Origin of the sequence: Robertmurraya mesotrionivorans, assembly GCF_050971805.1 — a bacterium.
GTDB lineage: Bacteria > Bacillota > Bacilli > Bacillales > Cytobacillaceae > Robertmurraya_A.
In genome coordinates, this window is sequence record NZ_JBPCCH010000020.1 from 36,084 (window position 1) to 54,695 (window position 18,612).

At 38.7% G+C, this 18,612-nt stretch carries 17 protein-coding genes; 3 read left to right on the top strand and 14 right to left on the bottom strand.

The genetic code is table 11. The features are described 5' to 3' along the window. Positions 1-33: 33 nt before the first annotated feature. Both ACRX5O_RS20790 and ACRX5O_RS20795 read left to right on the top strand, forming a co-directional pair. Positions 34-1,320: an alkaline phosphatase family protein gene (locus ACRX5O_RS20790; RefSeq protein WP_433907724.1), complete on the top strand. Its 1,287-nt coding sequence runs from the start codon at positions 34-36 to the stop codon at positions 1,318-1,320. An 84-nt stretch (positions 1,321-1,404) separates the two neighbouring features. Continuing rightward, a complete protein-coding gene (locus tag ACRX5O_RS20795; RefSeq protein WP_433907725.1) occupies positions 1,405-2,655 on the top strand; it encodes an MFS transporter in 1,251 nt (416 codons plus the stop codon). 181 nt (positions 2,656-2,836) lie between these two features. Here the strand turns inward: ACRX5O_RS20795 and glsA are convergent, their stop codons facing one another. The 8 genes from glsA to ACRX5O_RS20835 form a co-directional block, all read right to left on the bottom strand. Next, complete coding sequence (glsA, locus tag ACRX5O_RS20800) at positions 2,837-3,766, bottom strand: glutaminase A (protein ID WP_433907726.1); 930 nt, start codon at positions 3,764-3,766, stop codon at positions 2,837-2,839. 118 nt (positions 3,767-3,884) lie between these two features. Beyond that, positions 3,885-4,520 (bottom strand): GerMN domain-containing protein, encoded by a 636-nt coding sequence (locus tag ACRX5O_RS20805; RefSeq protein WP_433907727.1) that lies wholly within the window; start codon positions 4,518-4,520, stop codon positions 3,885-3,887. Positions 4,521-4,642: 122 nt separating this feature from the next. After that, positions 4,643-6,367 carry a thiol reductant ABC exporter subunit CydC gene (gene cydC / locus ACRX5O_RS20810; RefSeq protein WP_433907728.1) on the bottom strand — a complete coding sequence of 575 codons (1,725 nt, stop codon included), beginning with the start codon at positions 6,365-6,367 and terminating at the stop codon, positions 4,643-4,645. After that, positions 6,364-8,085 (bottom strand): thiol reductant ABC exporter subunit CydD, encoded by a 1,722-nt coding sequence (gene cydD, locus ACRX5O_RS20815; protein WP_433907729.1) that lies wholly within the window; start codon positions 8,083-8,085, stop codon positions 6,364-6,366. The genes cydC and cydD overlap by 4 nt, the downstream gene beginning before the upstream one ends. Beyond that, positions 8,085-9,095 carry a cytochrome d ubiquinol oxidase subunit II gene (gene cydB / locus ACRX5O_RS20820; protein ID WP_433907747.1) on the bottom strand — a complete coding sequence of 337 codons (1,011 nt, stop codon included), beginning with the start codon at positions 9,093-9,095 and terminating at the stop codon, positions 8,085-8,087. Before cydB ends, cydD begins: the two co-directional genes overlap by 1 nt. Then, entirely contained in the window at positions 9,095-10,492 is a 1,398-nt protein-coding gene (locus ACRX5O_RS20825; RefSeq protein WP_433907730.1) for a cytochrome ubiquinol oxidase subunit I, read from the bottom strand. The genes cydB and ACRX5O_RS20825 overlap by 1 nt, the downstream gene beginning before the upstream one ends. Positions 10,493-10,704: 212 nt before the next feature. Continuing rightward, positions 10,705-11,688 carry a DUF3231 family protein gene (locus ACRX5O_RS20830; protein WP_433907731.1) on the bottom strand — a complete coding sequence of 328 codons (984 nt, stop codon included), beginning with the start codon at positions 11,686-11,688 and terminating at the stop codon, positions 10,705-10,707. Positions 11,689-11,789: 101 nt separating this feature from the next. Beyond that, positions 11,790-11,981, bottom strand: coding sequence for a YwbE family protein (locus ACRX5O_RS20835; protein WP_433907732.1), 192 nt, complete (start codon positions 11,979-11,981; stop codon positions 11,790-11,792). 156 nt (positions 11,982-12,137) lie between these two features. Here ACRX5O_RS20835 and ACRX5O_RS20840 point away from each other — a divergent pair, with 156 nt between their 5' ends. Continuing rightward, on the top strand, positions 12,138-12,569 hold the full coding sequence (locus tag ACRX5O_RS20840; protein WP_433907733.1) for a VOC family protein: 432 nt from the start codon (positions 12,138-12,140) through the stop codon (positions 12,567-12,569). 47 nt (positions 12,570-12,616) lie between these two features. Here the strand turns inward: ACRX5O_RS20840 and menC are convergent, their stop codons facing one another. From menC to nirD, 6 genes are all read right to left on the bottom strand, one after another. Then, the gene (gene menC, locus ACRX5O_RS20845) at positions 12,617-13,723 is read right to left on the bottom strand and encodes an o-succinylbenzoate synthase (protein ID WP_433907734.1); all 1,107 of its coding nucleotides are present in this window, start codon (positions 13,721-13,723) and stop codon (positions 12,617-12,619) included. Between the two features lie 15 nt (positions 13,724-13,738). Continuing rightward, a complete protein-coding gene (locus ACRX5O_RS20850) occupies positions 13,739-14,524 on the bottom strand; it encodes a GNAT family N-acetyltransferase (RefSeq protein ID WP_433907735.1) in 786 nt (261 codons plus the stop codon). Between the two features lie 25 nt (positions 14,525-14,549). Then, positions 14,550-15,680 (bottom strand): amidohydrolase, encoded by a 1,131-nt coding sequence (locus ACRX5O_RS20855; RefSeq protein WP_433907736.1) that lies wholly within the window; start codon positions 15,678-15,680, stop codon positions 14,550-14,552. Positions 15,681-15,700: 20 nt separating this feature from the next. Then, on the bottom strand, positions 15,701-17,089 hold the full coding sequence (locus ACRX5O_RS20860) for a YjiH family protein (RefSeq protein ID WP_433907737.1): 1,389 nt from the start codon (positions 17,087-17,089) through the stop codon (positions 15,701-15,703). A 32-nt stretch (positions 17,090-17,121) separates the two neighbouring features. After that, positions 17,122-17,979 (bottom strand): MurR/RpiR family transcriptional regulator, encoded by an 858-nt coding sequence (locus ACRX5O_RS20865; protein ID WP_433907738.1) that lies wholly within the window; start codon positions 17,977-17,979, stop codon positions 17,122-17,124. A gap of 292 nt (positions 17,980-18,271) precedes the next feature. Next, positions 18,272-18,595 (bottom strand): nitrite reductase small subunit NirD, encoded by a 324-nt coding sequence (nirD, locus tag ACRX5O_RS20870; RefSeq protein WP_433907739.1) that lies wholly within the window; start codon positions 18,593-18,595, stop codon positions 18,272-18,274. Between the last annotated feature and the right edge of the window lie 17 nt (positions 18,596-18,612).

Below are 18,612 nucleotides of genomic sequence, written 5' to 3' on the forward strand. Positions count from 1 at the left end.
GTAAAGATTCAAACTACTTAACGGAGGCCATTTATGGAACGTTTGACTGACCATTTAATTGTCATTTCGTTTGACTGCTTATCAAGCTTAGATTTTCCTCTGCTAGAAGCACTACCGAATTTTCAAAAGCTATTAAGAAATAGTTCCTACTGTAAAAATGTCCAGACGATTTATCCCTCTGTTACGTATCCATGTCACGCAACAATCGTTACTGGAAAACTACCAAAAAATCATGGAATTATTAATAACACCTTACTCCAGCCTGGAAAGGTCTCTCCAGATTGGTATTGGTACAGAAGAGATATCCAAGGAACGACTTTGTATGACGAAGCAAAACAAAAAGGGATGAGTACAGCTGCTCTTCTTTGGCCAGTTACAGCAAAAGCATATATTGACTATAATATGCCCGAGATATTCGCCAATCGTCGATGGCATCACCAAATCCCTGTTTCTTTAGTGAACGGAAGCTCGCTTTATCAGCTTGAAATGAACAAAAAATTCGGCCATATCAGAAAGGGGCTTTCTCAGCCGGAGCTCGATGACTTTGTTCTTGAAGCGGCTGTTGAAACCATTCGTATAAAAAAGCCAAACCTAACGCTAATCCATTTTACCGATCTTGACACGAAGCGGCATGAAACTGGTTTTTCATCAAAAGAATCAATTGCAGCGATTAAACGACACGACCAAAGACTCGGCCGAATAATGGATGCCCTACAGTCTGCAGGAATGATTCATCAATCTACTATTATCGCATTAGGCGATCACAGTGCCATCGATGAGTCTAAAGTGTTAAAGCCTAACGTACTTTTTCGAGAGCACGGTCTTCTACAAGTAGGGAAAAACAATCAAGTTACCAACTGGAAGGCATATTGCAAAAGCTGTGATGGATCTGCATATATCTATATAAAGGATCAAGACCAAGGGACTTTGACACGTGTTCGTGAATTACTGGACCTTTCTGAAATCGAAGCAATATGGTCTTCAAAAGAAGCTTCTCAATTCGGGGCAGACCCAAATTGCAGCTTAATGATAGAAGCAGCTAGAGGATATTACTTTCATGAATCACTTGAAGGCGCTTTTATTGATGAAGTTACGGAAACAGACGTTGCATCAAAAAAGTATACAAAAGCTTGCCATGGCTATTCACCAGAAAAAAGTGACTACAATACCCTCTTCATTGCAAGCGGTAATGGAATCCGAACAGGCCAAGCCCTCACATCTATGAGGCTTATTGATGAAGGACCAACACTCGCTCGCCTCCTTGGACTCGACCTAGGGGTAGTTGATGGAAGAGTGCTAGAAGAGTTACTAATAATGTAAAACGTTTGTAAAAATAGTTCGAAACCTAATCTATGAAGCTATTTTTTATGTAAAAATGGAAGTAACCATCCAAGGGGGAATCTTATGAAGCGCTTTAACAGAGAAGAAAAAAGCTGGATTATGTATGATTGGGCAAGCTCTGCTTATTCTATCATTATCTCTACTGCTGTCTTTCCACTGTTTTATAAGGCAGCAGCTAATAACTCCGGAGTTGATGCAGCCGATTCAACTGCGTATTTAGGCTATACCATTGCAATTGCTACATCCATTCTTGCTCTACTTGCTCCCATATTGGGTACAATCGCTGATTATCAAGGCTTTAAGAAAAAGTTCTTCACCTTCTTTGTTGCATTAGGAATATCAATGACAGCCGCATTAGCATTTGTCCCGAGTGATCAATGGCTATGGCTTTTAATCTTTTACACGATAGCTGTAATCGGTTCGTCCGGATCCAATGTATTTTATGATGCCTTTTTGGTTGATGTTGCCACAGAGGACCGAATGAGTCGTGTGTCTGCACGTGGATTTAGTCTTGGATATATCGGAAGTACCATTCCTTTTATGATTAGTATTGCGGTTATTATGCTTGCACAATCTGAGATCATTCCCATCTCTACGACTTCAGCAAGTCAAATCTCATTTGTCATTACAGCTCTTTGGTGGGGGATATTTTCGATACCAATATTCAAAAATGTGCATCAAATTTATTACATTCCTCGTGATCCAAAGCCTGTAGCAAGCAGCTTCAAAAGGCTAGCTGAAACCTTTAAGGAAATTAAAAAGTATCGGGCTTTATTCTTATTTTTACTAGCGTATTTCTTTTACATCGATGGTGTTGGTACAATTATTACGATGTCGACTGCATATGGAACGGATCTGGGTATTGGTTCTACGACACTATTAATTGTATTATTTGTTACTCAAGTTGTTGCTGCTCCCTTTGCGATTCTGTATGGGAAGCTTGCCGAAAAGTTCTCTGAGAAAAGAATGCTTTACGTTGGAATCGTGGTCTATATAATTGTTTGTATTTATGCATTCTTTCTTGAGACAGCCACTGATTTCTGGATACTGGCCATGCTTGTTGCCTCATCTCAAGGTGGAATTCAAGCCTTAAGTCGATCATACTTTGCAAAGCTTGTACCAAAGGAGAGGTCTAATGAGTTTTTTGGCTTCTACAATATTTTTGGAAAATTCGCCTCCATTATGGGGCCACTACTTGTTGCAGCAACGGCACAAATAACAGGCCATACAAGCAGCGGTGTTTTCAGCCTCGTAATCTTATTTATTATTGGTCTTGTTATATTAACAAAAGTACCTGAACCAAAGTCTTCATAATGGAGTAAACCCCACCGTACGTGGGGTTTCTCGTTTTTGGGAGCTAGGTTCAAGGAGCTAGTGGGGGTTTGTTGCAAGTTTCGACTAGTTTCTTGCAACTTCCAACGAGTTTGTTGCAACTTTTTCTATTCGACATACATTTCGACAAATCTCCACACTACCCCTGCCTCTGATGGCACTCTTAAAACATACTTAACTTATAATTTTTCGATAACAATTCCAATAATTTGATTCCAGCAATGCTATTTCCTTTGTCGTCTAGAGCTGGACCGAAGATACCAATGCCAAATCGTTCAGGAACAGCTCCCATGATCCCGCCGGACACTCCACTTTTGGCAGGAATTCCTATTTTGATTGCGAATTCACCTGATGCATTATACATCCCGCAAGTGACCATAAAAGTCTTACATATTCTAGCTACTTCCTTAGGCATAAGTTGTTTCCCACTCGCAGGGTCTTTTCCATCCATAGCAAACACCACGCCAATTCTAGCTAAATCCAAGCAATTCATTTCAATAGCGCATTGCCTTGTATACAAATCCAATAATTGTTCCACATCTTCATTAATGATTCCATGCTGTTTGATAAAAAAGCTTAATGCACGATTTAAGTCGGCCGTCTCAAATTCTGAGCTAGCTACTTCTTCACAATAGCTTACATCAGGGTCATCAGTTAATTGTTGAACAAAAGTTAACAAGCGACCAAATCGTTCGTCAACGGAATCACCCTTGATCATATGAGTGACAACGAGGGCACCTGCGTTAATCATTGGGTTTAGGGGCTTTGCAACCGCCATAGTTTCTAGCTTTGCAATAGAATTAAATGGGTCTCCCGTTGGTTCCATGCCCACTCGTTCAAAAACATAATCAGGTCCATGATCCATTAACACAAGAGCTAGACTAATTACCTTTGAAATACTTTGCAGACTAATTTTCTTTTTTATATCTCCTGCCGATATACAGCTGCCATCTGGATAATGTATGGCAATGGAAAGGTCATCCCGATTGGCTTTTCCTAGAGCAGGAATATAATCGGCAACCTTCCCATAAATGGTACATTTCCTTGCTTCTTCGACCAATGCCTGTAGTTCTTCACTCGATTGACATAACATATTATCACCACTATTTTTTAATGCATTCCCACTCTATTGTTTGTTATCAAGCAAACGCTTATGTAAACAAAAAAAAAGCTTGAAGTCCTTGCTTCAAGCTTTTCGGTCTATATTAATCTCACTTAAGTGATAACACTTCATCAAGTGTTTTCCCATCAATAAATATAGACACCTTGTTCACACTATCAAACTGAAGTGCCGTTTCTTCAATTTGTGCCTTTACACGAGGGTTATCAAGTGCCCCACCTAGTTTTAGATTACCAGTTAGTTCAATAACTGCCTCACCTTCATCAATTATGACGCTTTTAATTTCTAAGTCTGATTGATAAAGAGAATGATAAAACCCAGATTGGCCGTACATTTGCTCATTTAAGGATAAAAGCTTGGTAAGTGCTGCCTTTAATGGAGCCTTTGTAGGTTCAATATCAACTAGTACCGGTATAGCACTATCGTTAGCACCAATTCTTTTTCCGCTAGCTCCATTGTCGTCTATTCCAATAAGGAATATTTTCACCTTTGTCACACCTGTACTTCCTTGATCGGTTGTACCCAGATTGTCATCTGAGTCTCCGGCATCCTGTTCTTGACCCGGATCCTTTACTGGCTTTTCCCCAGACGACTGATTGTCCCCATCATTGCTTGTAGGCTTCTCTTCCACTGATGGTTGTGACACAGGCTTTTCTTCAACATCGTTCTTCGTACATCCAATGAGTAAAACAAATGAAATGAGTAGTAGTCCGAAAAGTTTCCTCACCCTTTCCCCCTCCATACTATTGTCTTACTTCATTATATTACGATGAAAAAGAAGGTTACCTAATAGAGGAAAGAAAATTTATTTTTACAAAAAGGAGGAATAATGTTAGAAAGACATCGGGATCAAAAATATCCCCCAGCTAGCCGATAGAGTCTACGATATCTTTCATTTTCTTTAAGTAAATCCGCGTGTATGCCATCAACAGTAATTTTCCCATGTTCAATAAATAAAACTCGATCAGATCGATCGATAAATGTTAAATGATGAGTAATCCATAAAATAGTCTTGTCTTTACACACATCAAATATCGTCTCAAGTAACTTCTTTTCTGTTACTGGATCAAGTCCCACCGTTGGTTCATCTAAAATAATTATCGGTGTGTCTTGCAGAAGAACTCGGGCAAGAGCAATTCTTTGTCTTTCTCCTCCAGAGAAACGTATCCCTGTCTCATGTAAAGATGTATGATAACCGTTGGGCAGAGATTCAATATACTCATGAAGTTGAACCTGACGAGCAGCCCAGTAAACTTCCTCATCTGTTGCACTTGGTTTTCCGAGCCGTATGTTATTCAAAATACTCGTATCAAATATATATGGCTGTTGATTCAAAATAGCAACCCAGTTAGAAACCCTACCTTTTAAAGTAGTCGCTTCTACACCATTTATCTTTATTGACCCCTCCGATGGTGACATAACCCCTTCCACCAAAGTAACAATAGTTGATTTTCCCGCACCACTTGGCCCTAAGAGTGCAACCTTTTCCCCTCTTAAAATGGACAAGCTAACTCCATCAAGTATATTCCTGTCCTCATATTGAAAGGACACCTGATTCAATTCTAGCATCGCTTCACCTGCTGGAACAGAATCATAATTTTTCTCCTTCTCCCATCCATTCTCTAAATTTGATAGTTGGCTAAGCCTCTCAAATGAGTCACGATAGGAAGGAATTTCACTGATACTATCTGATATAGGTAAGAACACTTCCGTCAATGGGAAAAGAATTAACACAAATGCCGCTATAAATGTATACGGAATGCTTCCACTTCCGCTTTCCTGGGCTGTCCATGCAAGCATAGAAACAACCATAACAGCTATTAACAATTGAGCTATGGTATTGCGCCAACGGGCAAACTTCATCTTTTTTGAATCAATATGGGCTAATTCTTTCTCCTGCATTTCGTAAGCTTGGATGAATTCATTTTGCCTACCGCTAAATTGCCATTCACTTATCCCCATGACAGCATCGGTTAATTGCTCATATAGATGATGTCGCTTCTTTTTCAATTGCTTCACCTTTGATTTCGTAACGAGTAGGGTAATTAACGGAAAAAGAAACACTAACACTGCACCATAGATGGCCATTACCACTGCAAAGGTGACCGAGTATACCCCTAAAACAATCAGTGAGATGCTATATAAAAATAAAGCAACAAGACTAGGAAAAACCGTTTTTATATAAATATCTTGTAGGCGTTCAATATCATCTGCAAGAACGCCAAGAAGATCCCCTGTCTTCAACTTATATTGAGGTGATAAGATAAATGGCTCAATGGCTTTATATACTCGAACCCTCATACTCGAGAGAATTTTAAGTACCGCATCGTGGCTAGTAAGTCTTTCTACATACTTAGAAACAGCACGGCTTATACCAAATGTACGCACTGCTACGATAGGTACATATATCATTAATATCGTTTCCGGTTGTGTTGCCGCTTTTGAAATCAGAAATCCAGAGGTAAACATTAAAGAAGCAGACGAAATTACCGTCACCAATCCTAGTAGGATAACAATGAGAAATAATCGCTTATTTTCTTTTATATACGGGAGAATCCATCCTTTGTTACTCATACGCTCCCCTCCATTTGAGTGATTGCCAACAAATAATATTCTCCCTTTTTCTCCATAAGCTCTTTATGTGTTCCTTCTTCCACTACCCTTCCCTTTTTCAAAAAGTACACATAATCCATTTCTTGCATCCAATGTATTCTATGGGTAGCAATAAATACAAGCTTGTTAGTAAACAAGCTTAGCATCTTTTCTTTCAACTCATATTCTGTCTCCACATCGAGATGAGCTGTTGGTTCATCTAATAAAAGGACTGGTCGCTTCCCGAGGAAAGCTCTCGCTAATGCAACTCGTTGAGATTGTCCTCCACTTAAGGATCGTCCACCTTCTCCAATCTTTTCATACAAACCATTCGGAAGTTCTTTCACGAGTTCCGATAACCCAGCTTGTACAACGGCCCACTCTACTTCTGCAGTAGTTGATTGCGGTGAGTAAAATTTAATATTATTTAAGAGTGTGTCATGAAAGATATATGGATGCTGTGGAATATAGTTCACTTGTTTTTGCCATTCTTGTTGATGGAGATGGGTACATCTTTGTTTATCTATCTGTATTTTCCCAGCACTAACCTCTACAAATCCAGCAATGGTATCAATTAAGGTTGACTTACCAGCCCCACTCTCTCCAACAATACCAATCTTTTGAAGTCCATTTACTGACAAACTTACCTCTGATAGTGACTCTACTCCATGCTGTTCATATCGAACGCTAATAGAATGAAGCTCAAATCTATTCTTATTGCTCCAGTTACTAATTTTAAGATTCTGCTCTACAGTAAACGGAGGGATATTAGCTATTTCTAAAAGCTTTCTACCTGCTTCTTGACCATTTAAGGTAGCATGATAATCAGAACCAATTTCTCTAATTGGCTGAAAATACTCAGGAGCTAATATTAAGATCGCCAAAGCAGGTTCTAATAACATTTCTCCATCCACTAATCGCAAACCTAGAAATACGGCCACTGTAGCAATAGAAAGCATCGTAAAAAAATCCATTGCAAACGAAGAAAGAAAGGCAATCTTTAATGTACCCATTGATGTTTTTCGGTATCTTTCACTAACCTTTGCAATCTTTTCCGTATGTGAACGACTAAGCCCTAAATAGGTTAGTGTTTCGAGTCCTCTTAATGAATCCACAAAATGATTAGATAATATACGAAACATTCCCCATTGCTTATCTGCTTTCTTTTTCGCAGCTAATCCTAGCAATATCATAAAACCTACTAAAATTGGGACCGTTATAATTAAAATAATTGCGGAGGTCTTGTCTTGAAAAAAGATATAAGCAAGGATGATAACTGGTATAACTGACATGTTTAGCATTTTAGGGAGAAATAAAATCAGGTACTGCTGAAATTGCGTAACGCCTTCTATTAATAGGGTAACGATGCTTCCTGTTCCAAGTTGCTTTGATACTCTAGGACCTATGTGGAACAAATTTGTTAATACCGTCTTTCTCAAGTCTGCACCTATTTTATTTGCATACAGGTATATAATTTTTTGTTTTATATGTACTGTCACATATCGAAGAATGAAAAATCCAACAAAAATACTAACCCATTGATACAGGTCTTCAATCGAATCCCCATGAAATAGATGAGTGACCACCCGCGCAAGCAAAATCGCTTGCAGCAGTATGGCCACTCCTTGAATAGCTGATAAAAAGGTAAGGACAGCAAGTATTCGTTTTATTCCTTTGTACTGCAGAAACCCCTTGCCCATTAATAAACCATTTCCTTCCCATCTACACGTTTTCTAAACACATAATAACTCCATATTTGATACCCAAGAACAAATGGAAGTAAAGTTAAGGCCACATAAGTCATGATTTTTAGGGAATAAGCTCCTGAAGCAGCGTTGTATACCGTTAAATCATACAGACTATCGATTGAACTAATCATCACTCGAGGGAATAAACCAACAAATATAGTTGCAACGGTAAGAGCTATCCCTGCTCCACTAAAAATAAACGCTAGCCCGACCTTTTTACTTTTTATAAAGAAAATCACTAGTATATAACTAGCAACAATAAGTCCAATCATTGGAATCGTTGCTTCTCCTCGATAGGTGAAGAGGTCAGTTTCAAAATAGGAAAGCCCAACAAACGCTACTAGAGCAACTAGCACAGGAATCATTAATACATTCGCTAGCTCTCTAGCTCGAGCTTGTATATCCCCAACGGTTTTTAAAGAGGTAAATAATAGACCATGTACTAAGCATAAAAGAGTGACAGTCACTCCACCAACGACAGTATAAACGTTCACATAGTCCGAGAAGCCAGCTCTTAATGTCATCGTTTCATCAATCGGCATTCCTCTTAAGATGCTAGAAAATAATACCCCGAACAAAAACGGAGGTAGCAAGCTTCCGAAAAAAATAACCCAATCCCAGGACTTCGTCCAATTCACTTTGTCTACCTTCCCTCTAAATTCAAAAGCAACTCCTCTTCCAATTAACGCCAGAAGAACGAACACAAAAGGAATATAGTAGCCACTAAACATGGTTGCATACCAATGCGGAAAAGCTGCAAAGATTGCTCCACCTGCTGTTAATAACCATACCTCGTTCGCATCCCAAAAAGGGCCAATGGTATTGATTAGTACACGTCGTTCAAAATCATTTCTGGCTAATAGACGTACCGACATACCCACGCCAAAATCAAAGCCTTCCAGGAAAAAGAAGCCAATGAACAGAACAGCTACTAATATGAACCAAAGTTCACTTAACCCCATCACTGATACACCTCCTTGTCAAATGGGTCAATTGGAACATCAATCGATTGAACGTCCTCATGATGATCAACTCCTTTTTTAATCTCTCTAATAAACAAGTACACAAGCACGATAGCTAAAATTAAATAGATGGCTGTAAACGCGATTAAAGAAAATAACAAAGACTGAACAGAAACATTTGGTGATACAGATGCAGCTGTTGTCATTAGTCCAAATACAGTCCACGGTTGTCTACCAATTTCAGTCATGATCCATCCAGCAGAATTTGCGATAAACGGGAAAGATATAAGTCCGACTAACAGCTTTAAAAAGAAGGTTCTTCTCATGAGTGATTCGGTAAATTGAAACCACAGACCTAATGCCGAAACCAAAATCATTACACCCCCAGCACCTGCCATAATGCGGAAGCTCCAAAATGTTGTTTTCACTGGTGGAATATAATTTCCTGGACCATACTTTTCTTCGTATTCCTTTTGGAGCGTAAGCATTCCTGGTACACTACCGGAAAACTTCTCGTATGTTAAGTAACTTAATATGTATGGAATGCTTATTTCGAATGAATTTTCTTTATTGTCTGTGTCGATATGTGCCCATATTGTCCAAGCAGCAGGATCACCACTGTCTTCCCACAATGCTTCACTGGCAGCCATTTTCATCGGCTGTGATTCCATTAAATGCTTTGCCTGCTCATGTCCGCTAAACGCTACCCCCACTCCAGAAACGAGTGATACTACCATCGCTATTCGGAATGATCTTGCGAAAAATTCAACTTCTTGTTTTTTTAGTAGCTTATAGGCACTAACCCCTCCAATAAAAAAGGATCCTGTAGCAAGCGCACCAAAAATGACATGTGGAAATTCAACAAGAAGCTGCGGATTTTTTAACAAAGCAAAGAAATCATTCATCTCTGCTCTCCCATTATTCATGACAAATCCAACTGGTTCCTGCATAAACGAATTCGCTGCTAATATCCAAAGGGCTGAAAGCATCGTTCCAATCGAAACAAGCCAGATACATAATAAATGGACTTTCTTAGATAGACGGTTCCATCCAAAAATCCATAAACCGATAAAAGTAGACTCCATAAAAAAAGCTAATAAAGCTTCAATAGCAAGCGGAGCACCAAATACATCCCCGACAAATCTAGAATACTCTGACCAGTTCATTCCAAATTGAAATTCTTGAATAATTCCTGTTACGACCCCGACAGCAAAGTTAATCAGAAACAGATGTCCCCAAAATTTTGCCATCTTCTTATAGATTTCTTCATTTTTGACGACATAGAATGTTTCCATTAACGCAACCATAAACACTAAACCAATCGACATTGGTACGAATAAAAAATGGAATATCGTAGTAGCTCCAAACTGAAGCCTTGCCAAAAAAAGCTCTGTCATTAGCCCTCACTCCTTGTGTTCATTAAATGTTCACTAATTCACAAGAGTGAGTATAGCTTAAAAATTTGTTTAAATGTTGAAGTAAATTTATACACTTTGTGACATTTGTAACACACAAGACAAAATTATAGAATCGTAGAAAATGCAAAACCACCCTATCTTCCAAGGGTGGCTTTGTTTAGTTTATTTAATTCCGCACAGATAAACAAAATTTACTTGATCGTCTGCGGGGGCTCTTCCATCCAACCATTCTGAATCATAAACTTTGCTCCCTCATGGGCATATTCAAAAATATCCTTCATATACGTTGCTAGCTTTACAGGTAAATCATTTCGTAAGCTAAAGGCTGTTCCGATGGAGTTTCCTCCTAACGAAAAGCTACAGAAAAGACTGATAGTGTACATCATTATTTTATCTGAAAATGGTGGAACTTTTGAATCTGTTATATTCCCCCCAGCGGTACTAGGAACTTGTATATTGTTCTGTAAAAGAACTTCACTCATATCTTTGATGGTTGATTTAGCTAGTTCTCCACCCTTTTTAAAGTATTTTTTTACCTCTTTTTCTTTTGCAACCTGAGCAAAACCAAAAATCATTTGCATCCCTGTCACATTTGACTCAATCCCATGGTAAATATGAGCAATTTCCACCGTATTTAGGGGTCTTTTTTCACTAAACAGTTTTGCCCCGTCAAGGTAGTCATTTGTTTTGACAAATTCAATTGATTTTTCAATTGTTACGTATGGCGCTCTTGGAAGAAGTCCTTTTTTCAGCAAATACTTTGTACAATCATCGTAATATTTTTGAGTCATCTTCGTTAAATCTCTAAAAAGAAGAATGATATCCTCCCGATAAACCATAGTTAAGTTTAAGGTATGCATTCCCGAACTGATTTGTTTTACTAACCGGACGAACATAATATCAAAGCCATTATCATAAAGCTTCGGTGCATCTTTATTTACATCTTGAGGAACGAAGCCAATCGGAATTGGAATTCCCTCTGCATTAAACATAGAAACCATCCGTGCAATAACCGGTTGAATTTCGTCTCTTAAAGAGCTCATGATTTCTCTTGCTTCATGATCATCAGCTTTATTGATAAAGTAGTCTAGCATTTGAAAAAGCATTGTTTTTTGTTGATATGTAATCCATAGTGTTCCAATTTCTGAAGATGTCATTGAAGGTGTATCAGGCATTTTCATTTCCTCCACGCGTCAATAAATAGTTTTCTTACCATTATTTTGTACGTGAATAAAATAAAAATTCTATTGTTTTTAAAATACCTACTTCTGGAAGATTATAATATTTCCTTTACTCTCCCAACCAAACCATTTTCTAGCATCACCTTGATTCCATGTGGATGAGTAGGGCTATTTGTAAGGATTTTTGCAACCACACCTTCCGTTAGTTTCCCTGTTCGCTGATGTGCTTTTTGTACCACCTTTACACGGCTACCAATTTTTATGTTTTCTCTTTTTTGTGACAACATTTTTTCCGCTCCTCTACTATGTATGAGTTAATTATCGTCTATTTTTACCACATTTCCAAATGCTAGGGTCTATTCCCTTTTAAAATTAATTAGGTTTTTAATTAAAGCATTGGATATAATGGAAGTGATTGTACTATTTTTTTAGGAGTGAAGATGATGTCTGTTGATGTGTATCTTGTTTTTGATGGTAATTGCAGAGAAGCTGTTGAATTTTATGCAGATGTGTTTCGGACGGCGAAACCAAATATTATGACTTTTGGAGATACTCCACCTCATCCAGATCATCCACTTCCAGAAGAAGCCAAAAAATTAGTCATGCACACACGTCTTAGCATTGACGGAACGAATGTGATGTTTTCCGATAACTTCCCTGGAATGCCGTTTGTTGAAGGAAATAACGTTACTCTTGCTATTGTAAACAAAGATAGTGAGAATCTTAAATCCTGGTTTGAACAATTGAGTGTTGATGGAAAGGTAACTATGCCACTTCAAGAAACATTTTGGAGCAAGCTGTACGGTCAAGTCACAGACAAGTTCGGGGTCCACTGGCAACTCAATTTAGATAGTGGAGAAATGAGCAGTTATTAGGGGAATAAAAGAAGGATATAGACAAAACTAGTCTATATCCTTTAATTTTATGAAAAGATTTTTTGTTCAAGTGTCACTTGATTGATCTTCTTCCTATTTGGTTCAAACCCAATTCCAGGTAAGTCCGGTACAGAAATAAAGCCGTTGCTCATTTCTACTTCCGGTGAGATAATATCTTCCTTCCAGTAGTGCGAAGAAGGGGCTGTGTCGCCTGGAAGCGTAAAGTTGGCTAGTGATGTAATCGCGATATTATGTGCTCTTCCAATTCCTGCTTCTAGCATTCCACCACACCACATGGGAATCTCATTTTTTACACATAGATCGTGTATCTTCCTTGATTCTGTAAGCCCTCCAACACGACCAATTTTTAAATTAATGATTTTACAGCTTCCGAGTTGAATAGCTTTTCTTGCATCTTCAACTGAGTGGATACTTTCGTCTAAACAAATAGGGGTGGAAAGCTTCACTTGTAACGATGCATGATCAATAATGTCATCGCAGGCAAGCGGCTGTTCGATCATCATTAAATTGAATTCATCTAATGCTTGAAGATGTTCGATATCTTGCAATGTATAAGCACAATTGGCATCAGCCATTAAAGGAATCGTAGGAAATTCGCGTCGAATAGATTTCAATATTTGAATATCCCAATCCGGCTTAATTTTTACTTTAATACGCTTATATCCTTCTTTTAAGTACTCTTCAATTTGCTTAAGCATCGCTATTTCTGACTTTTGAATCCCTACACTTACTCCCACTTCAATCCGATCCTTCACTCCACCGAGCGCTTTTGATAAGGAAAGATTCTTTTCTTTTGCGTATAAATCCCAGACAGCACACTCTAATGCAGCCTTTGCATTATAATTGCCTCGGATAAATTGAAAACGCTCAGACACTTCATCCGGATGCGAAATGGGTTCTTTTAATAAAAGGGGGATTAGAAAATCACTCATGATATGCCAATTGGTCTTTACTGTTTCTTCGTTATAAATTGGCTCAATAATTGAAACAGACTCCGCCCATCCTGATAAACCACTTTTCGACTGTACTTCCACGATAATGAAATCCTTATCCACTTCCGTACCGACACTCGTAGTAAACGGGGTCAACAGGTCCATTTTTACATGCCTTAAAATGATGCTTTTTACTTCCATTTCACATCCCCCTTGCTATAGCTTTTGTAAAACGTAGTAGTAGTGGTTCTGTTTTTCCTTCAACAAATCAGTAGCAGTGTAACCTTCTTTAAAATAGTGAATAAACACCTTTCGAGTTGTCTCTCTCCATTGCTTAGCAAGTGAGAGATCTTCTGTTTTAATCGTCTGAAAATTCCCTGGTACCGATACGAAAAGCGTGTCATGAGCTAGGTTCAAATGAAATTCCACAGGAATTAAGTTTCCATTGAACTGATCTGTTCTTATTACGTGCAGTGAGTCTCGGCCTAAGTCCCTTTTCACACTCTCGGACTTTAGCCGCCACTCTACTAAAAAACGGTCGGTTGCAATGCCCGTGTTCAACCCATCATTCATCTCACCGTATACATCTTCCATATACGTAGAACAGACGCCGCCAAGTTTATGTAGGTTTAGATTTGCATTCACGGTTTCGAGCGGATCATATGTCCATGTGATTAACTCATAGCCCTTTAAAAGCGCTGTTTTCTTCTGAGCCCATTTCAGTTTCTCGCCGACACCGAATGCCCGATAATCAGGATGAATTCCGAGGCTGTGAGAGCAAAGATACGCTTTCGCTCCATCAAAGCCTGGGAAGCTATATTGAAAACCAATAAGCTTCTCATGGAGAATAGCACCAAGAACGAAGCCGCCATTTTTCACTGCGGCTACCGTTTGGTTGACCGGCACAGAATCTTCCAAACTCCAAATTCGAGCCTCTAATTCACGTACCTTTTCTAACTCTGTGACAGTTTGAAGGTTGCGAATACTTACTTCATCTTTCAAATGCCTTCCCTCCTTTACCGGAGTGTTACCAAGTCTGTTTATCCGCTTCTAATAACAGCTTTGTTAAAATTTTTGTTCCATTAAGTAATGCTGTAATGTCAAATCTCATATTAGGATGATGCAAGCCTGGTTCCAATCCGCAACCTAATCCAATCATGGTTGCAACCATATCTGGTCGCTTTAATGTATAGAAGTGAAAATCTTCTGCACCAGGAGAGTCACACATTGGTACGAGACATTTCTCTCCCAGCACTGATTTAATGGCTTCTTCGGCAAGCTTCACAGCATGTTCATTCTTTACTGCAGCAGGAGAATAACTATCTTGTTGGAAAACAATCTTTGTTTCAGTTCTATCCTCAATGGATTGAATCGATTGTTTTGCCTCTTCTATAAGCAACTTCATGGCTTCATTCGATTTTGCCCGAAGATCAACGCTGAATCGTGCAGTTTCTGGAATAAGATTCGATGACTCTCCACAATGAAGCTCAGTCATTTTTATCGAGTATGGCACATCGGTTTGGACACGAATATTCTGAAAAGCTTGAACCAAAAGGGCAGCAGCTTCAATAGGATTATTGCCTTCCTCCGGTCTCGCAGCATGTGCCGGTGTTCCTTTAATCGTACCTCTTATACAGCTTGATGCACCGTGCAAGATCACTGGAGCTGCCATTCCATTTGCGACCTCAAATGCAGGGCGCAAATGAATTCCACAAAGAAACTTTACATCGTCTAGTGCGCCTTCTTCAATCATTTTAAGCGCACCCTCTGCCTTTTCCTCTGCTGGCTGAAAGATAAAGCGAATGGTATGTTGATGTTTTATTTTAGCAAGTGCAAGTGCTGTAAATAACACCATCGTACTATGACCATCATGACCGCATGAATGATTTGCTTGTACGACACCATCTATCTCTTGCAAGAGAGCATCCATGTCAGCACGAATCGCGATTACCTCATTACTTTCACCCTTAATTTCAGCAATCAACCCATAATGGCCCTGAAAGGTTTGGACATCAAATCCAGCCCTTTCTAGTTTTTGCCTTACATACAGAGAGGTTTTTTCTTCCTTCCAGCTTGGTTCGGCAAGCTCATGAAGTTCTTTATACGTATTCAAAATTTGTTTCCGCTCTGTATCTATAAAGTTTTCCAAAAGAACCATTTGTGTCAGAACCCTTCTAATTAAAAGATAATATGTGCTGCAATGGCAACAATCGGTAAAGTAATGGCCGTACGGATCAAGAAGATTAGTACTAAGTCTTTGAAGCTAACAGGTAGCTTTGATCCTAGTAGTAATCCTCCCATCTCAGAAAGGTAAATCAGTTGTGTAACGGATACACATGCAATAACAAAACGTGTTAATTCACTTTCGATTCCACTTCCAATAATGGCTGGTAAGAACATATCCGCAAATCCAACAACCATCGTTTGAGCAGCCTGGTCTGCTTCTGGTATTTGCATTAACGTTAAGATCGGCTCAAATGGCTTTCCTAATATGGAGAACACCGGAGTAAATTCTGCAATCACTAAAGCAGTGACTCCAATAGCCATAACGATTGGTAGTACTCCCATCCACATATCAAGCACATTTTGAAGTCCTTCTTTTAATGTTGCCTTTACACTTTTATTTGTCTTTGCTTTACTAACTGCTTGTGTTAATCCCCATTGGGCGTACGATGTACCAGCTGGAATACTCGTTTCCTTTACCAACTTGGCATGCTCATAGCCTGTGTCAGCTTTTCTAGAAAGCGGCGGAATACGTGGCATGATCACAGCAGCTGCTAATCCAGCAATAACGATCGTAGCATAATAATGAAGAAAGTATTTATCAAGATTCAAGTATTGAATGACTACAATGGTAAAAGTAATAGAAACAACGGAGAAGGTTGTAGCAATCACCGCTGCTTCTCTTTTTGTATAATAGCCTTCCTCGTATTGCTTAGTTGTTAGCAGTACACCGATTGTCCCGTCCCCTACCCATGATGCTAAGCAGTCAAGAGAAGATCGTCCAGGCAACTTGAAAATTGGTCGCATAATCTTCATTGTTAATGCTCCAAAAAACTCTAACAACCCAAAGTTCAAAAGAAGTGGCAATAAAAATCCTGCAAGTAAAAAAGTGGTTAATAAAATCGGAAGTAGGCTAAATAGCAACATCCCTCCTGTATTCTCAGAGAAAATAAATTCCGGTCCTACTTTCGTAAGTGCGATCACTGTAAAAATTGCCCCTAATACACGTGCAATCAACCAAAATTTGCTCACATTAAACAGTTTATTTAAAAAGGTATTTTCGATAATAAATTGCGGCTTGGCAATAACAGCAATAAGTGAGCCTAAAACAGATAGGATAATTACACCCGTTGCAAAGGCTGGAATTTGATCAACAAAAAGGGTATTTAATTGACTGGCAAGGAATGCAACTGGTATTGTTATTCCTTCACCATTTGAAATAGGAATAATAAATAGCAAAATACCGATTAAGGATGGTAAGATAAATTTCATATAATCTTGAACAGAAAAGGACTTTTGTAAAGCTTCTTTTCTTTCTGCTCTAACATTTGAAGCATTGGTCATATAGGGTAAGCCTCCTCTTAAGTAACTATTTTTTATTCTAAAAAAATATTTTGCTCGGAATATAACTGCTCTAATTTCTTCTGACGGACATTGCTTTTTTCATTGTCCCTTTTGTTCATTCCAGAGATAATCACCTCAAGCAAACCAATCACCGAAGCAATCGAATGATGACTCGATTCCAAATGCTCCTCTGTTGTTAAGGTCAATTGTGCGAGCTGGCCTATAGGCGAAAGCTGCCGATCTGTAATCGCTATGAGGGTTGCTTTTTGATTGTTTGCATAGTTTGCTAGCTTAAGTGATTCTCTTCGGTAACGAGGATAGGAAAACATAATAACGGTCGACTGCTCATCAAGTTCACATATTTCTTCAGGTAAAAAGCCACTTGGGCTAGAGAGAAACACATTTTCTCTCATCTGTTTTAGTGCGTAATACAACCAGTAGGCAGCAGCATATGAACTACCAAAGCCAGCGATAAAAATCTGCTTTGATTGAGAAAGCTCATCCACTACTCGCCATATTTGTTCTATTTCTAACTGGTTAAGCAATTGATTAAGAACTTGGCTCTCTTTCTCGATGATTTGATGAAACAACTGATTTTCTTCAAAGCCATCTCTACTTGAAGGTTTACCTTCGCTTTTTCCTGGTTGTACATGTGTTAGCCATTCTCTTCGAACCGTTTCCTGCATTTCTGAGTAGCCACTAAAGCCTAGTGCATACGCTAGGCGAATGACTGTTGTTTCACTAACGCCCACTTTTCGCCCAATTTGGAAAGCAGTGAGCAGCGAACCTTCATCCAAGTGCTCTAGCAAAAACTCTGCAACTTTCTTTTGACCTGAAGATAATGCCGAAAAGTTTCCTTTAATCATTTGTGTTACCGTCTTTTGTTCCATACTAGTCTCGTCACCTTCTCGGATTTGGTGAAGGAAAAACTTCCTTTTTTTATTTTAAAGCAGAAAATACTTCATATTCAAGCGAAATTTTCCGAATTTTTAAAATAACAGTAACTTTTAATGTATAATTACAACTACCTTTTGAATTATAATGCATAAATGAATATTTTTTCAATATGAATTTGTGTTTTTATTTATATACCCTAATAAATATTCAAGTAAAAAGAAAAGGAATTCTCCGTTACCCTGAGAGCAACGTGAAAAACCCCTTTTCTTTGTATGCATATGATCACTATTCAATAAGAAGAAACACGTCTTCTCCCTCTACTACCGTAGAATAGGTTTTGACGCAGCCTGTATCCGGTGCTTGAACCAAGCCATCCTCTAAGCAGATCTTCCAATCATGCATCGGACAGAAAACCGAATCACCACTGACGATTCCTTCACTTAATACTCCACCTTTATGAGGACAACGGTTTTCAATCGCACGTACCGTTCCGTTGGAAAGCTTAAATACGGCAAGCTCCATATTTCCCACATGAAATGTTTTCCCTAAGCGCTCTGGTAGTTCTTGAAGGGAGCCAATTAATACCTTACTGATGTTTTTATTAACCATTCGAAGATCTCCTCCTT

Coding starts and splice junctions, on each gene's coding strand:
- ACRX5O_RS20790 (WP_433907724.1), top strand. CDS start 34: ATGGAACGTTTGACTGACCATTTAATTGTCATTTCGTTTGACTGCTTA.
- ACRX5O_RS20795 (WP_433907725.1), top strand. CDS start 1,405: ATGAAGCGCTTTAACAGAGAAGAAAAAAGCTGGATTATGTATGATTGG.
- glsA (WP_433907726.1), bottom strand. CDS start 3,766: ATGTTATGTCAATCGAGTGAAGAACTACAGGCATTGGTCGAAGAAGCA.
- cydC (WP_433907728.1), bottom strand. CDS start 6,367: ATGAGTAACAAAGGATGGATTCTCCCGTATATAAAAGAAAATAAGCGA.
- cydD (WP_433907729.1), bottom strand. CDS start 8,085: ATGGGCAAGGGGTTTCTGCAGTACAAAGGAATAAAACGAATACTTGCT.
- cydB (WP_433907747.1), bottom strand. CDS start 9,095: ATGGGGTTAAGTGAACTTTGGTTCATATTAGTAGCTGTTCTGTTCATT.
- ACRX5O_RS20825 (WP_433907730.1), bottom strand. CDS start 10,492: ATGACAGAGCTTTTTTTGGCAAGGCTTCAGTTTGGAGCTACTACGATA.
- ACRX5O_RS20830 (WP_433907731.1), bottom strand. CDS start 11,688: ATGCCTGATACACCTTCAATGACATCTTCAGAAATTGGAACACTATGG.
- ACRX5O_RS20835 (WP_433907732.1), bottom strand. CDS start 11,981: ATGTTGTCACAAAAAAGAGAAAACATAAAAATTGGTAGCCGTGTAAAG.
- ACRX5O_RS20840 (WP_433907733.1), top strand. CDS start 12,138: ATGTCTGTTGATGTGTATCTTGTTTTTGATGGTAATTGCAGAGAAGCT.
- menC (WP_433907734.1), bottom strand. CDS start 13,723: ATGGAAGTAAAAAGCATCATTTTAAGGCATGTAAAAATGGACCTGTTG.
- ACRX5O_RS20855 (WP_433907736.1), bottom strand. CDS start 15,680: ATGGTTCTTTTGGAAAACTTTATAGATACAGAGCGGAAACAAATTTTG.
- ACRX5O_RS20860 (WP_433907737.1), bottom strand. CDS start 17,089: ATGACCAATGCTTCAAATGTTAGAGCAGAAAGAAAAGAAGCTTTACAA.
- ACRX5O_RS20865 (WP_433907738.1), bottom strand. CDS start 17,979: ATGGAACAAAAGACGGTAACACAAATGATTAAAGGAAACTTTTCGGCA.
- nirD (WP_433907739.1), bottom strand. CDS start 18,595: ATGGTTAATAAAAACATCAGTAAGGTATTAATTGGCTCCCTTCAAGAA.